Annotated in this window: 15 protein-coding genes; 7 read left to right on the plus strand and 8 right to left on the minus strand. The window is 58.9% G+C overall.

Annotated features, from left to right (window positions below; all coding sequences use genetic code 11):
* Positions 1–64 precede the first annotated feature (64 nt).
* Positions 65–1,570 (minus strand): glycerol kinase GlpK, encoded by a 1,506-nt coding sequence (glpK, locus tag BK667_RS31755; RefSeq protein WP_123515101.1) that lies wholly within the window; start codon positions 1,568–1,570, stop codon positions 65–67.
* Between the two features lie 73 nt (positions 1,571–1,643).
* Positions 1,644–2,495 (minus strand): MIP/aquaporin family protein, encoded by an 852-nt coding sequence (locus tag BK667_RS31760; protein WP_054045218.1) that lies wholly within the window; start codon positions 2,493–2,495, stop codon positions 1,644–1,646.
* Between the two features lie 370 nt (positions 2,496–2,865).
* Here BK667_RS31760 and ybaK point away from each other — a divergent pair, with 370 nt between their 5' ends.
* Positions 2,866–3,336, plus strand: coding sequence for a Cys-tRNA(Pro) deacylase (gene ybaK, locus BK667_RS31765; RefSeq protein WP_123599963.1), 471 nt, complete (start codon positions 2,866–2,868; stop codon positions 3,334–3,336).
* Between the two features lie 15 nt (positions 3,337–3,351).
* Entirely contained in the window at positions 3,352–4,134 is a 783-nt protein-coding gene (locus BK667_RS31770) for a PhzF family protein (RefSeq protein ID WP_123599964.1), read from the plus strand.
* Positions 4,135–4,248: 114 nt separating this feature from the next.
* Here BK667_RS31770 and BK667_RS31775 read toward each other — a convergent pair whose 3' ends face one another.
* Together BK667_RS31775 and argF are read right to left on the minus strand one after the other, a co-directional pair.
* A complete protein-coding gene (locus tag BK667_RS31775) occupies positions 4,249–5,358 on the minus strand; it encodes an ABC transporter ATP-binding protein (RefSeq protein ID WP_123599965.1) in 1,110 nt (369 codons plus the stop codon).
* A complete protein-coding gene (gene argF, locus BK667_RS31780; protein ID WP_123515094.1) occupies positions 5,355–6,275 on the minus strand; it encodes an ornithine carbamoyltransferase in 921 nt (306 codons plus the stop codon). Before argF ends, BK667_RS31775 begins: the two co-directional genes overlap by 4 nt.
* 406 nt (positions 6,276–6,681) lie before the next feature.
* Here argF and plzR point away from each other — a divergent pair, with 406 nt between their 5' ends.
* The 3 genes from plzR to grxD all read left to right on the plus strand — a co-directional run bounded on the left by plzR (position 6,682) and on the right by grxD (position 9,651).
* Positions 6,682–6,972 carry a PlzR type 4 pili assembly inhibitor gene (plzR, locus tag BK667_RS31785; RefSeq protein ID WP_054045204.1) on the plus strand — a complete coding sequence of 97 codons (291 nt, stop codon included), beginning with the start codon at positions 6,682–6,684 and terminating at the stop codon, positions 6,970–6,972.
* Between the two features lie 134 nt (positions 6,973–7,106).
* The gene (locus BK667_RS31790; RefSeq protein WP_123599966.1) at positions 7,107–9,212 is read left to right on the plus strand and encodes a molybdopterin oxidoreductase family protein; all 2,106 of its coding nucleotides are present in this window, start codon (positions 7,107–7,109) and stop codon (positions 9,210–9,212) included.
* A gap of 97 nt (positions 9,213–9,309) precedes the next feature.
* Complete coding sequence (gene grxD / locus BK667_RS31795) at positions 9,310–9,651, plus strand: Grx4 family monothiol glutaredoxin (protein WP_054045200.1); 342 nt, start codon at positions 9,310–9,312, stop codon at positions 9,649–9,651.
* A 205-nt stretch (positions 9,652–9,856) separates the two neighbouring features.
* Here the strand turns inward: grxD and bfr are convergent, their stop codons facing one another.
* Positions 9,857–10,330, minus strand: a complete 474-nt coding sequence (gene bfr, locus BK667_RS31800; protein WP_017340571.1) for a bacterioferritin — start codon at positions 10,328–10,330, stop codon at positions 9,857–9,859.
* A gap of 198 nt (positions 10,331–10,528) precedes the next feature.
* Complete coding sequence (locus BK667_RS31805) at positions 10,529–10,747, minus strand: bacterioferritin-associated ferredoxin (RefSeq protein ID WP_008057530.1); 219 nt, start codon at positions 10,745–10,747, stop codon at positions 10,529–10,531.
* A 313-nt stretch (positions 10,748–11,060) separates the two neighbouring features.
* On the opposite strand from BK667_RS31805, the gene BK667_RS31810 reads away from it, so the two are divergent.
* A complete protein-coding gene (locus tag BK667_RS31810; protein ID WP_054045198.1) occupies positions 11,061–11,663 on the plus strand; it encodes a peroxiredoxin in 603 nt (200 codons plus the stop codon).
* Between the two features lie 75 nt (positions 11,664–11,738).
* Here the strand turns inward: BK667_RS31810 and rnt are convergent, their stop codons facing one another.
* Positions 11,739–12,416 carry a ribonuclease T gene (rnt, locus tag BK667_RS31815; RefSeq protein WP_054045196.1) on the minus strand — a complete coding sequence of 226 codons (678 nt, stop codon included), beginning with the start codon at positions 12,414–12,416 and terminating at the stop codon, positions 11,739–11,741.
* Positions 12,413–13,459: a dihydroorotase gene (pyrC, locus tag BK667_RS31820; RefSeq protein ID WP_054045193.1), complete on the minus strand. Its 1,047-nt coding sequence runs from the start codon at positions 13,457–13,459 to the stop codon at positions 12,413–12,415. Before pyrC ends, rnt begins: the two co-directional genes overlap by 4 nt.
* 157 nt (positions 13,460–13,616) lie before the next feature.
* Here pyrC and BK667_RS31825 point away from each other — a divergent pair, with 157 nt between their 5' ends.
* Positions 13,617–14,525, plus strand: coding sequence for a flagellar protein MotY (locus BK667_RS31825; RefSeq protein WP_123515088.1), 909 nt, complete (start codon positions 13,617–13,619; stop codon positions 14,523–14,525).
* The last annotated feature ends 32 nt before the right edge of the window (positions 14,526–14,557 follow it).

Consider the following 14,557-nt stretch of genomic DNA (forward strand, 5'->3'; position numbering starts at 1 on the left):
GCCCATGATGCCGCAGGAATCTGCTCCCGACCAGTTAGAACCCTATTCGGATCCTGTTGTTGGCTTATTCAGCGCCTTCATGCGGTTCCCAATCGCGGGTGCGGCTAACCGCTTTCAGCCAGCCAGCGTAGAGTTTTTCCTTCGCGCTTTCTTCCAGGGCCGGTTCGAACTCGCGCTCGATCACTGCCTTGCCGCGCAATTCGTCCAGGCTGCCCCAGAAACCGCACGCCAGGCCGGCCAGGTAAGCGGCGCCCAGTGCCGTGGTTTCGCGCATTTGCGGGCGCTCAACCTGCGTGCCGAGGATGTCGGCCTGGAACTGCATCAGGAAGTTGTTTGCCACCGCACCGCCGTCCACACGCAGGGACTTGAGGCGTTCGCCGGAGTCTTGCTGCATGGCGTCGAGTACGTCGCGGGTCTGGTAGGCAATCGACTCCAGCGCTGCGCGGATGATGTGATCCACGCGCACGCCGCGAGTCAGGCCGAACAGCGCGCCACGGGCATACGGGTCCCAGTACGGAGCGCCCAGGCCAGTGAACGCCGGCACCAGGTACACGCCGTTGCTGTCCTTGACCTTGCTGGCGAAGTATTCGGTGTCGGTGGCGTCGGCGATGATCTTCAGTTCGTCACGCAGCCACTGCACGGTGGAACCACCGTTGAACACTGCGCCTTCCAGGGCGTAGGCCACTTCGCCTTTCGGGCCGCAAGCGATGGTGGTCAGCATGCCGTGCTTGGACTTCACGGCTTTATCGCCGGTGTTCATCAGCAGGAAGCAGCCCGTGCCATAGGTGTTTTTCGCCTGGCCTGGCTCGACGCACATCTGGCCGAACAGGGCGGCCTGTTGGTCGCCGGCGATACCGCCGATGGCGATGCCGCTTTTGGTGTGGCCGTAGATTTCCGACGACGATTTAACTTCCGGCAGCATTTCCCGCGGGATGTCGAGGATCTCCAGCATCTTCGCGTCCCACTCCAGCGAGTGGATGTTGAAGAGCATGGTGCGCGAGGCGTTGGTGTAGTCGGTGACGTGGACTTTGCCGCCGGTAAATTTCCAGATCAGCCAGCTGTCGACGGTGCCGAACAGCAGTTCGCCGTTGCGCGCGCGTTCACGGCTGCCTTCGACGTTATCGAGGATCCACTTGAGCTTGGTGCCGGAGAAGTACGGGTCAGTCACAAGGCCAGTGGTGTCGCTGATGTATTGCTCGTGGCCATCGCGCTTGAGCTGCTGGCAGATTTCGGTGCTGCGGCGGCACTGCCAGACGATCGCGTTGTAGATCGGGCGGCCGGTGGTCTTGTCCCAGACCACGGTGGTTTCGCGCTGGTTGGTGATGCCGATGGCAGCGACCTGGTCGTGGTGCAGACCGGCTTGCGCCAGGGCCTCGACCATCACGGCGCTTTGGGTCGCGAAGATTTCCATCGGGTCATGTTCGACCCAGCCGGCTTGCGGGTAATGCTGCACGAACTCGCGCTGTGCAGTGCAGACCACGTTCGCGTCACGGTCGAAAATGATCGCGCGGGAGCTGGTCGTACCCTGATCGAGGGCAATGATGTAGTTCTTATTCTGAATATCGGTCATGTCGATTGCCTTGGACGAAATAAGGAGTGAGGTCAGGCGCGGGATCAAAGGGCAGGATCACGCGCCAACGGTATCAAGAAGTTCTTGGTTTGCCGTCAATGGCCGGTGTTGCGTCCTTTGTAGCAGGTTCGGTGCCTGGCAGATGACGGGCAATCAGCCCGCGATAGGCCGCAGCGCCGAGGCAGGCACCAACAATCGGTGCAAAAATCGGAATCAGGAAGTACGGGATATCGCGCCCGCCGGTGAAGGAAATTTCACCCCAGCCAGTAAAGAAAGTCATCAGCTTAGGGCCGAAATCACGCGCAGGGTTCATCGCGAAACCGGTCAGCGGGCCCATGGAGCTGCCAATCACCGCAATCAACAGGCCGATCAGCAGTGGCGCCAGCGGGCCTTTCGGCAGGCCGTTGTTGTCGTCGGTCAGGGACATGATCACGCCCATCAGGATGGCGGTGATGATCACTTCAACCAGGAACGCCTGGGCTGTGGACAGGGCTGGGTGCGGGAAGGTGGAGAACACCGACGCCAGCTCAAGGCTGGCCTGGGTGCCACGGACCATATGGTGAGTTTGTTCGTAATCGAAGAAAAGATTGCTGTAGAGCGTGTAAACCAACAACGCTCCGCAGAACGCACCAGCGACCTGGGCGAGGATGTAGAAGGGCAGTTTACGTTTTTCGAAATCGGCGAAAATGCTCAGCGCGATACTGACCGCAGGATTGAGGTGAGCCCCGGAAACACCGGCGGTCAGGTAGATCGCCATGCTGACGCCAACACCCCAGATGATACTGATTTCCCAAAGCCCGAAGCTGGCACCCGCGACTTTGAGCGCGGCAACGCAACCCGTCCCGAAAAAGATCAACAGCGCGGTACCCAGGAACTCAGCCATGCATTGGCTCGAGAGTGGCGGTTGTTTCAAAGCAGTTGTCATCGAAAACCTCTTTTTTGTTGTTGTCTGGCGCTTTGTCATCTTGGTCAAAGCGCGATTTTCACCGAGTCAGGATCCCCATCCTGATTTTGGTTTACTGCCGAGTACTCCGTCGGGGTCATTCCTACAGTATTCGCAAACGAAAAAATATAGACAAGAAACGCCGCTGTCAAAGGTCGAAAGTGAACCATCAGTCATATTTAAACTATTCGCCTCATGAATGATCGTGTTGATGGCGTTTTGAGTTGCGTGCAAACCCATGCGGCAGGGCTTCGCCAAGCCTTTGAAATAGCGCCGCAATAGAGCCTTTTGCTGATCAATGTCCTAGAATCCGGCGCAGTGTTTTTCTTCTGTCGCCAAGCTTGGAGCTGCCATGACGCCCGCATTGGATTTGTTGAAAAAAGTTCGCGCCGAACATCGTGTGCACAGTTACGAACATGATCCGAAAGCAGCGTCCTATGGTCTGGAGGCAGCGGAAAAACTGGGGTTGGACCCGGCGCAGGTGTTCAAGACGCTGCTGGCGGCCAGTGAGAAAGGTGAATTGCTGGTGGCGGTGGTGCCGGTCGTCGGAAGTCTCGATTTAAAGCACCTGGCCCATGCGGCCGGGGTGAAAAAAGTCGAAATGGCCGATCCGGCGGCCGCTCAACGCGCGACCGGTTACCTGTTGGGCGGCATCAGTCCGTTGGGGCAGAAGAAGCGTCTGCGCACGTTTATCGATAACTCGGCGCAACCCCTTGCCAGCATTTTTGTCAGTGCTGGGCGGCGGGGGCTGGAGGTGGAATTGGCGCCCGCGGTATTGGCCGAACATACTCAGGCGAAGTTCGCCGACATTGGTCGCGCCTGAATCAGGGAGAAGGTTATGCAGCTCGAATTTCATCAGGTCGATGCGTTTAGTGATCGACCGTTCAGTGGCAATCCGGCGATGGTCTATCGGCTCGATGCCTGGCTGGCCGATGAGTTGATGCAGAAGATCGCCGCCGAGCACAACCTCGCCGAAACCGCGTTCGTGGTGCGTGAAGGTCAGGCCTGGCATATCCGCTGGTTTACCCCAACCACCGAAGTGCCGCTGTGCGGGCATGCCACCTTGGCCAGCGCGTTCGTGCTGTTTGAAATCTATAAGGAGCCGGCCGAACGCCTGGATTTCATCTGCAAGTCCGGCCCGTTGAGCGTCAGCCGGGAGGGCGGGCGGTTGTGGCTGGATTTTCCGGCGATTGTGCCGTCGGAAGTCGGCGTGACCCTGGATGTCGAGCGCGCCCTGGGTGTGGAAGCCGTCGATGTGCTGGGCTCGAATGAATTGTTGGTGGTGTTGGAATCCGAGCAAGCGGTGCTTGATTGCAGACCCGATATGGCAGCGCTGGCGAAACTGCCATGGCCAGGGGCAATCGTCACGGCCAGGGGCGGCAAGCATGATTTCGTGTCCCGGTACTTCGCGCCGGCGATTGGCATCAATGAAGGCCCGGTGACCGGCTCGACCCATTGCAGTCTGATTCCGTACTGGTCGAAGCGCTTGGGCAAGTCGAGCCTGATGGCGTATCAGTGCTCGGCCCGTGGCGGGGAATTGTTCTGCCGGCTGGAAGGGGAGCGGGTGAAGATCGGCGGGAATGCGACGTTGGTGGCGAGCGGAAAATTGTTGCTCGGGTGAGGTCTTTGTAGGAGCGAGGCTTGCCCGCGAAGGCGTCGGGCCTGCCAATGATGATGTCGATTGATACGACGCCTTCGCGGGCAAGCCTCGCTCCTACAGGAACAGGTCCGGGTGTTAGCTGGCGGTGCTGTACCGGCGGACGCCGGTTTCAACTGCCGGAATCTGCGCCGCCGTGCTTCCAGAAGCCTGGAACAACACCAGATGCTCAGCCGCCACCCGAATCCCCACTTGCGCACCGACCTGATGATCGGCATGGCTCGGGAAGATCGATTCCAGCTGCGCACCCGTCGGCATCTGCAAGCGATACAGCGTTGAGGCGCCAAGGAACGTCTTGCCGACGATCCGCGCTTTCAGCCCACTGTCCGGCGCATAAACGATGTCATCCGGGCGCAGCAACACGTCCACCGCGCCACCAATCGGCCAGGTGTAGGCACGATTGCCGCGTAGCTCACCCAATTCAGTCTGCACCGACTCCGGGCTGCTCAGCTGGCCGCGAATGAAGTAGCCCTGGCCAACGAAACTGGCCACAAACGGTGTCAGTGGTTCGTGATACAGGTTGTAGGGCGTGTCCCACTGCTCAAGACGACCTTCCTTGAAAACCCCCACATGATCGCTGACGGCGAAGGCTTCTTCCTGGTCGTGAGTCACCAGAATCGCACTGGTGCCACGGGCCTTGAGGATGTCACGTACTTCATGGCTGAGCTTGCGCCGCAGTTCGCCATCGAGGTTGGAGAACGGTTCGTCGAGCAGCAACAGTTGCGGCTCTGGCGCCAGGGCGCGGGCCAGTGCGACACGTTGCTGCTGGCCACCGGACAGCTCATGGGGGAAGCGCTTACCGAGGTTCTTCAGGTTGACCAGTTCCAGCAGCTCTTCGGTGACGCGATCCTTTTGCGGATGCTTGCGGATCCCGAAGGCGATGTTCTCGGCCACGCTCAGATGCGGAAACAACGCGTAGTCCTGAAACACCATGCCGATTCGACGCTTTTCCGGGGCCAGGGTAAAACCGGCGTTGGAAATGGTTTCGCCGCCGAGCTGGATTTCACCTTCGTGCACCGGTTCAAAACCGGCAATGGCCCGCAGGGTGGTGGTTTTGCCGCAGCCCGAAGAGCCCAGCAGGCAACCGATGTCGCCGGCGTTCAGATGCAGGTTGAGGTTCTGTACGACCCGCTGGTCTTGATAGCCGCAGGCAAGATTGCGCAGCTTGAGCAGTAGTGGCTGGCTCATGCGTGGTGATACGCCGGCATGACCAGAAACTCGAGCAAGGCCTTTTGTGCGTGCAGACGGTTTTCCGCCTGGTCCCAGGCTACGGAGCGCGGGTCGTCCAGCAGGTCGAGGCTGATTTCTTCGCCACGGTGGGCCGGCAGGCAATGCATGAACAGCACATCCGGCGCGGCCTGATCGAGCAGGGCGCGGTTGACCTGGAATGGCGCGAACAGCTTCAGGCGCTTGGCGGTTTCTTCTTCCTGGCCCATGGAGGTCCAGACGTCAGTGCTCACCAGATGCGCGCCACGCACGGCATCCTGTGGATCGCGGACGATGGTTACACGATCGCCGGCCTTGGCCACGAACTCAGGGTTGGGTTCATAACCTTCCGGGCAGGCGATGCGCAACTGGAAGTCGAACTGGATCGCCGCTTCTATATAGCTGTTGCACATGTTGTTGCCGTCGCCGATCCAGGCCACGGTCTTGCCCTGGATCGAGCCGCGGTGTTCGAGGAAGGTTTGCATGTCTGCCAGCAACTGGCACGGGTGCAGGTCATCGGAAAGGCCGTTGATCAGCGGGACGCGCGAATTGGCGGCGAATTCGGTCAGTGTGCTGTGGGAAAACGTACGAATCATCACCGCATCGAGCATGCTCGACATGACAATGGCGGCGTCGCCGATCGGCTCGCCACGGCCCAGTTGGGTATCGCGGGGCGAGAGGAAGATCGCCTGGCCGCCGAGCTGGATCATGCCGGCTTCGAACGAGATGCGCGTGCGGGTCGAAGACTTCTCGAAAATCATCCCCAGGACGCGGTTTTTCAGAGGCTCGAACAGTACGCCGCGGTTACGCAGGTCCTTGAGCTCAACGCCTCGACGGATCACGCTGACCAGCTCTTCGGGCGTGCAATCCATCAGGGAGAGAAAGTGCCTTGCGCTCATCATTGACTACCTTTTTGCAACAGACCGCAGATACTCAAAGCCTTGTTTAACTGAAAAACGGGCGAGACCTGCGGCGTAAGCCGCACGGGGCGACGAAATAGGGGAAGGCGCGATCTTATAATTAAATGTCGCGTCTTACCAATAGGGCTACGGTTTTTAGGGAAATTCAGAGGGGCTACGGGATGACCGAAGTAGCGCTTTTGAAGCCTGTTTCCGGATAGCAGCCCGTCATTTGTACACCGGGCCCATCTGGCATTGCAATCAAACGGGGCGGGGACGGCATCGAGGTAGTCGGTTTCTGACCTGTGATTCTTGCCATGTAGTGGCAATGTGTCTCGTCTGAAACATTTGCTAATGCAAAGTGCTGGGTTATAACTACTCCACGACGACGCAGGAAGCCTCCGGAATGGAATCGAAAGAACAGCAGTTAATGGAATTACTCGGCCTCACCGCCCGCTCCCTGACTCATCTCACGGCGTCCATGACCTCGATGTCCTTCGAGTTGATGCGCAGTGACGACGAAGTGACCAAAGCCGCCGGTCGACGCATGATCGATCGCATGGCCACCATCAGTGCCGGGCTTGATGAGCATTGGCGATTGATCGGCGAGCTCACCGGCGTGCATGTCGCCCACGAGCAGATTGAAACCATCCAGGAGATCCAGTTGCAGGCGCCGCCCCGGTTGCCACCGAACTGAGTCTGCACCGCCATCGGCTGGCCTGATGGCCGCCGATTCACAAGACGAACGTCGCTGGCGCAGCGCCGGTTCGCGCGCCATAGTTTTGTTCCCGTGGCAGACATTGCCCGCCCAGAACAAGACAGAGACTGGCCATGACCAAGACTCTCCATCACCGTGCCTGCCACCTGTGCGAAGCCATTTGTGGCCTGACCATCGAAACCACCGAGGCCGAAGGTCGGGTACAAATCACGTCGATCAAGGGTGATCCGCAGGATACGTTCAGTCGCGGGCACATCTGCCCTAAAGCGGTGGCCCTGCAAGACATCCAGAATGATCCGGATCGCTTGCATCAACCGATGCAGCGCGTGGGCAGCGAATGGCAGCCGATTGCGTGGGAAGACGCCTTCAACCTCGTAGCCGAACGGCTGGCAGCGATTCAGGAGCGTCACGGGCAGAACGCGGTGGCGGTCTATCAAGGCAACCCGAGCGTGCACAACTATGGGCTGATGACCCACAGCAATTACTTTCTGGGTCTGCTGAAAACCCGCAACCGGTTTTCCGCAACCTCGGTCGATCAGTTGCCCCATCACCTGACCAGTCACCTGATGTACGGCCACGGCTTGCTGTTGCCGATCCCGGACATCGATCACACCGATTTCATGCTGATCCTGGGCGGTAATCCGCTGGCGTCCAACGGCAGCATCATGACCGTGCCGGATGTCGAGAAACGCCTGAAAGCGATTCAGGTCCGCGGCGGCAAAGTGGTGGTGGTCGATCCGCGTCGCAGCGAAACGGCGGCGATTGCCGATCAGCATCTGTTCGTACGTCCTGGCGGCGATGCGGCGCTGTTGTTCGGGATGCTCAATACCTTGTTCGCCGAAGGCCTGACCCGCGACAGCCATCTACCGGTGGACGGTCTGGATGAGGTGCGCGAGGCGGTGGCGGGATTTACTGCTGAGGTCATGAGCCCGTTGTGTGCGGTGCCTGCCGAGCAGATCCGCCAACTGGCCCGGGACTTTGCAGCGGCGCCGACCGCGGTTTGCTATGGCCGCATGGGCGTCTCGACCCAGGCCTTCGGTACGTTGTGCCATTGGGTCGTGCAGTTGATCAACCTGGTCACCGGCAACCTCGACCGCGTGGGCGGTGCGCTGTGCACCGAGCCGGCGGTGGATTTGGTGGCGTCCACCTCGGGCGGGCATTTCAATCGGTGGCAGAGTCGGGTGTCCGGGCGTCCGGAGTACAGCGGCGAATTACCGGTATCGGCCCTGGCCGAAGAGATGCTCACTGGCGGGGAAGGGCAGGTGCGGGCGCTGATCACGGTGGCGGGCAATCCGGTGCTGTCCACGCCCAACGGTCGGCAACTGGAGCAAGCGCTGGACGGTTTGGAGTTCATGCTCAGCATCGACCTGTACATCAATGAAACCACTCGTTATGCCGACTTGATCCTGCCGTCCACCTCGGCCCTGGAAAACGACCACTACGACACCACGTTCAATATGTTTGCCGTGCGCAACGTCACGCGTTTCAACCGGGCGATCCTGGCCAAACCGGAAGGCGCGCTGCATGACTGGGAAATTTTCGTCGGTCTGGCCGAGGCGTTTGCCGCGAAGACCGGCAAGGAGCTCAAGCCGACCATTGCTCCGGCGCAGATGATCGACCGTGGCTTGCGGATGGGGCTGTATGGCGATGCTTCCGAGCACAAGCTGTCGCTGACGACCTTGTTCGATCATCCCCACGGCGTTGATTTGGGTGCGCTCAAATCCAATCTGGCGCCACGGCTCAAGACTCCAAACCAGCGTGTCCAGGCCGCACCGGCGCCGATCCTCGCAGACCTGGCCCGTTTCGCCGCCCTGCAGGCACCGGCCGCCGATGAGCTGTTGATGATTGGTCGCCGACATGTGCGCAGTAACAATTCATGGATGCACAACTATCACCGTCTGGTGAAGGGCAAGCCCCGTCATCAGTTGTTGATGCACCCGCAAGACCTGGCCAGTCGCGGTCTCACCGATGGGCAGCGGGTGCGGGTCAGCTCGCGGGTGGGGGTGATCGAAGTTGAAGTGATCGGCAGTCTGGATATGATGCAAGGCGTGGTCAGTCTTCCGCACGGTTGGGGCCATGCGCGGCCGGGTGTGCAGATGACGATCGCCAGCAGCCAGCCGGGGTCCAGCGCCAACGACCTGACGGATGAGTGTCAGCTCGATGAGTTGTCGGGGAATGCGGCGTTGAACGGCGTGCCGGTGACCGTGGCGGCGGCTTGATCGAGTCTGTCGGGGAGACCGAGCATGGCGCTCGGGTTTCCGTTACAATGCGCCACCGTGCCGACCCTTGAGTCGGAAAGTTCAGCCGAGGTGCTCCATGGATATCATCGAAACGATTAAAGAGCAGATTGCTAACAACACCATTCTGCTTTACATGAAAGGCTCGCCGAATGCCCCGCAGTGTGGCTTCTCCGCGAAAGCCGCGCAGTCCGTCATGGCTTGTGGTGAGAAGTTCGCATACGTGGACATCCTGCAGAACCCGGAAATTCGCGCCAACCTGCCAAAGTACGCTAACTGGCCAACCTTCCCGCAACTGTGGGTCGGTGGTGAGCTGGTCGGCGGTAGCGACATCATGACTGAAATGGCTGCTGACGGTTCGTTGCAGGCCACGATCAAAGCGGCTGTTGAAAAAGCGGCTGCTGCCAAGACCGAAGCCTGATCCGGCGTTCCCTACGGGGAGCGACCCGATCTGCTTCCTGTAGGAGCGAGGCTTGCCCGCGAAGAACGATGATGCGGTTTATCAGAAATACCGCGTTATCGTTCTTCGCGAGCAAGTATCGCTCCTACAGACGCAGGCAATAAAAAGCCCCGCGTCTCACAAGAGAGCGGGGCTTTTTAGTGTCTCGAGTTTAGCGAAAACTCACTTACTCTTCGCCCATCTGCGATTGCAGATAGTTCTCAAGACCGACTTTATCGATCAGGCCCAGTTGGGTTTCCAGCCAGTCGATATGTTCTTCTTCGGACTCAAGGATATCTTCAAGCAGTTCACGGCTGCCGAAGTCGCCGACGGTTTCGCAATGGGCGATCGCGACCTTGAGGTCCGCGTGACCGGTGCGTTCGATACGCAGGTCGCACTCAAGCATTTCCTGGGTGTGTTCGCCGATCTGCAGCTTGCCCAGGTCCTGGACGTTCGGCAGGCCTTCAAGGAACAGGATGCGCTTGATCAGCTTGTCCGCGTGCTTCATCTCATCGATGGATTCGTGGTATTCGTGCTTGCCGAGCTTGTTCAGACCCCAATCTTCATACATGCGCGCATGCAGAAAGTATTGATTGATCGCGACCAGCTCATTGGCAAGGATCTTGTTGAGATGCTGGATGACTGTAATGTCGCCTTTCATGATGGGGTCCTGCCCTGTATTAACTGACTATAAGGCAGAGTTTGAGCCGCGTATTTAAGGGTGTCAAACCTAAGTTATTGAAACTTATATGAAAATTAATCGGAATAAGAATGTTTGTGTTCCGCGTCTGGAGCCTAAGCGATTGATTTTCAGGCATAAAAAAACCGGACATTAGTCCGGTTCTTTGAAATACGGTAGTTACGCGGCAGTAAATTCAACAGGAAATGGAATCGCGGCCTGGGCGGTTTGCAGCTTGGTCAGGGTTTCGCGCACCACTTCCTTGGCAAGGCAGGCGCATTTACCACATTGACTAGCTACGCCGGTGGCCTGACGGACTTCCTTATAGCTGCAGCAACCTTCATAGATTGCATCGCGGATTTGACCGTCGGTGACGCCAGTGCAGAGGCAGACATACATAAGTGAGAACCGTCGCTGGTTGTGACTCAATTGCGATGGATCTTAATGTTAACGAGAATGATTGTCAAAGTGCTTTCTGAAAGCTTCGCGTTATAAGCGCCGATGGCTGACGAACGGTTTCCTGCATGGCATTGCGACAGTAACCGTAACAGTCCGAATTTAACCCGTCGCCGAAAATCCGTTAAGGACAGCTCAAAAACGCCGTGTATGATGGTCGGTCCTTGCGAAGGGGATCGTGTCACAGGGCTGTCGCTTGAGGGTGGCAGGCTGATGCGAATCCAGTTCTTCACGTTAATAGACCAGGAGATATTCAATGAGCGTACTCGTAGGCAAACAAGCCCCAGACTTCACCGTACCGGCCGTCCTCGGCAACGGCGAGATCGTAGACAGCTTCACTCTGTCGTCGGCCATCAAAGGCAAATACGGCCTGGTGTTCTTCTATCCACTGGACTTCACCTTCGTTTGCCCGTCCGAGCTGATCGCTCTGGACAACCGCATGGCCGACTTCAAGGCCCGCAACGTTGAAGTGGTTGCCGTGTCGATCGACTCGCATTTCACCCACAACGCATGGCGCAACACCCCGGTGAACAATGGCGGTATCGGCCAGGTTCGCTACACCATGGCTGCTGACATCAAGCAGGAAATCATGAAGGCCTACGACGTTCAGTCCGCTGACGGCGTTGCTTTCCGTGGCGCGTTCCTGATCGACGATAAAGGCGTTGTCCGCTCGCAGATCATCAACGACCTGCCACTGGGCCGTAACATGGAAGAGCTGATCCGTCTGGTCGACGCGCTGCAATTCCACGAAGAGCACGGCGAAGTTTGCCCTGCCAACTGGAAAAAAGGCGACAAAGGCATGACCGCTTCCACCGAAGGTGTTGCGGCTTACCTGACCGAGCACGCTGCGGCCCTGTAAGCCCAAGCGTCAGGCATAAAAAAACCGGCCGCGAGGCCGGTTTTTTTGTGGGCGGGATAAAAACCTTCGACCGGATCAGTCGTTGAAGTCTTCCCAGCCGCCCATTTGTTTCCAGCGATTGACGATGCCGCAGAACAGCTCAGCCGTCTTCTCGGTGTCGTAGCGAGCCGAGTGGGCCTCGCGACCGTCGAAGTCGATATCGGCTGCCTGGCAGGCCTTGGCCAGCACGGTCTGACCGTAAGCCAGGCCAGCGAGGGTTGCAGTGTCGAAACTGGAGAATGGATGAAACGGGTTGCGTTTCATGTCCAGGCGCGCGACAGCCGCGTTGAGGAAGCCCAGGTCGAAGCTGCTGTTGTGCCCGACCAGAATCGCCCGTTTGCAACCATTGGCTTTCAGGGCCTTGCGGATGCCGCGGAAAATATCGGTCAGGGCGGTTTCTTCACTTACGGCCATGCGCAGCGGGTGATCGAGCTTGATCCCGGTGAATTCCAGGGCCGCTGCTTCGATGTTCGCGCCTTCAAACGGTTCTACGCGAAAGAAGTAAGTGTGATCGGGATACACAAACCCTTTTTCGTCCATGGCGATGGTGGTCGCCGCGATCTCCAGCAGGGCGTCGGTGGCCGAGTTGAAGCCACCGGTTTCTACGTCGACGACAACCGGCAGGTAACCACGGAATCGGGCTGCCATTGGATGACGGGGACCGCCTCCACCGCCTTGACCGTCCTGTTCGTCGTCGAAATGGTCTTCACTCACGCGTGTTCCTCCAGCAGGCGCCAGCGCAGTTTTTCACCGGCGCGCAGCGGGATTACGGTCAGCTCGCCAAATGGCAGGCTGGTTGGGGCGGTCCACTCTTCGCGGACCAGGGTAATGCGATCGGTGTTCACCGGCAGGCCATAAAAGCGCGGGCCGTTGAGGCTGGCGAAGGCTTCGAGCTTATCCAGCGCGTTGCGCTGTTCGAAGGCTTCGGCATACATCTCGATCGCCGCATAAGCGGTGTAGCAACCGGCACAGCCGCAAGCAGCTTCCTTGGCGTGCTGGGCATGCGGCGCCGAATCGGTGCCGAGGAAGAACTTCTCGCTGCCGCTGGTGGCGGCGTCGAGCAGGGCTTCCTGATGGGTGTTGCGCTTGAGAATCGGCAGGCAGTAGAAGTGCGGCCGAATCCCGCCCACCAGCATGTGGTTGCGGTTGTACAGCAGGTGATGAGCGGTGATGGTCGCGCCAACGTTGGCCGGGGCCGCGTTGACGAACTGCACGGCGTCAGCGGTGGTGATGTGTTCGAACACCACTTTGAGCGTCGGGAAACGCTCAACCACACGACGCATGTGCTCATCGATGAAGATCTTTTCGCGATCGAACACGTCGACATCGCCACGGGTGACTTCACCGTGGATCAACAACGGCATCCCGACTTCGGCCATGGCCTCGATCGCCGGGAAAATCTTGTCGATGCTGGTGACGCCAGAATCCGAGTTGGTGGTGGCGCCGGCCGGGTAGAGCTTGGCGGCGTGAACGAAACCGCTGGCCTTGGCCTCACGAATTTCTTCGGGCTGGGTGCGGTCGGTCAGGTACAGCACCATCAGCGGTTCAAAACGACTGCCGGCCGGGCGTGCAGCGAGGATCCGCTGGCGATAGCCGTCGGCTTCAGCGGCGTTGCGCACTGGAGGTACCAGGTTGGGCATGATGATTGCGCGACCAAAGGTGCGCGCGACATCCGCAACGGTATTGGACAAAACAGCACCATCGCGAAGATGAATATGCCAGTCGTCGGGACGCAGCAGGGTCAGGCGGTCGGACATGAGGGGATTCCAGGCGGGTCAAACTGAGGGGAATGCTACCGGAAAAGACTCTCTCAGGCACTCGCTATCAAGTTTTGCAGCAAGCTTCCGATATCCATTAGGTATGCCGTAATCGTATGTGTCGGTCTTTTTGTTGTAGAAGCCAGTGGAGCCTCCCGTGCGCCAGCGTTATTTAGCCTTGCTCAGTGTGTTTGCCAGCCTTCCCGCGATGGCGCTCACTTTCCAGACCCGTCTGGAGAGCATTGAGTGGACGGTCGAAGGGGACAAGTTCGAATGCCGATTGGCCCAGCCGATTACCGATTTCGGTTCCGGTGAGTTCGTGCGTCGCGCGGGTGAGCAGGCGATATTTCGTCTTAAAGCCTACAACTCGGTGATTGGTGGTGGCTCGGCGACCTTGCTGGCCGCGGCCGCGCCATGGCAACCGGGCCGTGGTGATATCAATCTTGGCTCGGTAAACATCGGCAGTGGCAACGTGCTGTTCAACAGTTCGCAAGTGCAGGCCGGACGCCTGATCAGTGGCTTGATGGACGGTCGCAGCCCGGTGATTCGCCGCGCTTCGGGTGATGGCCGGGTGTCGGAAGTGCGTCTGCTGCCGGTCAAGTTCAGTAAGGCCTTCAATGATTATCAGGGCTGCGTGGCCAAGCTGCTGCCGCAGAATTTCGAGCAGGTAAAACAATCCGAAGTCGGTTTTCCCGGCGAAGGCGTCGATCTGGATCCGCAAGCCAAGGCCAAGTTGCAGGTCATGCTGGAGTTCATGAAGGCTGATCCGACGGTCAATCACATCGAACTCGACGGTCATTCCGACAACAGCGGCAATCGCCTGACCAACCGTGAACTGTCCCGTCGCCGGGCGCTGGCGGTGATGGATTTCTTCAAGGCCAATGGCATCCAGGAATCGCAGATCACCATGCGTTTCCACGGTGAACGCTACCCGCTGGCGCCGAACACCAATGCGTCCAACCGGGCGAAGAATCGTCGGGTCGCGGTACGCCTGGAGCGTGTCGCGCCTACCGAGAAACCGGCCCCGCAATCAGCCTCTGCCGCGAGTGCCGCACACACATCCTGACTCGCCGGTCATCGTCGCTCCCTCGTAAGAAT

This window comes from Pseudomonas frederiksbergensis, from assembly GCF_003732705.1.
GTDB lineage: Bacteria > Pseudomonadota > Gammaproteobacteria > Pseudomonadales > Pseudomonadaceae > Aquipseudomonas > Aquipseudomonas frederiksbergensis_F.

Bases quoted from the DNA above. Each gene is read 5' to 3' on its own strand.
- glpK (WP_123515101.1), bottom strand. From the start codon at position 1,570: ATGACCGATATTCAGAATAAGAACTACATCATTGCCCTCGATCAGGGT.
- BK667_RS31760 (WP_054045218.1), bottom strand. From the start codon at position 2,495: ATGACAACTGCTTTGAAACAACCGCCACTCTCGAGCCAATGCATGGCT.
- ybaK (WP_123599963.1), top strand. From the start codon at position 2,866: ATGACGCCCGCATTGGATTTGTTGAAAAAAGTTCGCGCCGAACATCGT.
- BK667_RS31770 (WP_123599964.1), top strand. From the start codon at position 3,352: ATGCAGCTCGAATTTCATCAGGTCGATGCGTTTAGTGATCGACCGTTC.
- BK667_RS31775 (WP_123599965.1), bottom strand. From the start codon at position 5,358: ATGAGCCAGCCACTACTGCTCAAGCTGCGCAATCTTGCCTGCGGCTAT.
- argF (WP_123515094.1), bottom strand. From the start codon at position 6,275: ATGAGCGCAAGGCACTTTCTCTCCCTGATGGATTGCACGCCCGAAGAG.
- plzR (WP_054045204.1), top strand. From the start codon at position 6,682: ATGGAATCGAAAGAACAGCAGTTAATGGAATTACTCGGCCTCACCGCC.
- BK667_RS31790 (WP_123599966.1), top strand. From the start codon at position 7,107: ATGACCAAGACTCTCCATCACCGTGCCTGCCACCTGTGCGAAGCCATT.
- grxD (WP_054045200.1), top strand. From the start codon at position 9,310: ATGGATATCATCGAAACGATTAAAGAGCAGATTGCTAACAACACCATT.
- bfr (WP_017340571.1), bottom strand. From the start codon at position 10,330: ATGAAAGGCGACATTACAGTCATCCAGCATCTCAACAAGATCCTTGCC.
- BK667_RS31805 (WP_008057530.1), bottom strand. From the start codon at position 10,747: ATGTATGTCTGCCTCTGCACTGGCGTCACCGACGGTCAAATCCGCGAT.
- BK667_RS31810 (WP_054045198.1), top strand. From the start codon at position 11,061: ATGAGCGTACTCGTAGGCAAACAAGCCCCAGACTTCACCGTACCGGCC.
- pyrC (WP_054045193.1), bottom strand. From the start codon at position 13,459: ATGTCCGACCGCCTGACCCTGCTGCGTCCCGACGACTGGCATATTCAT.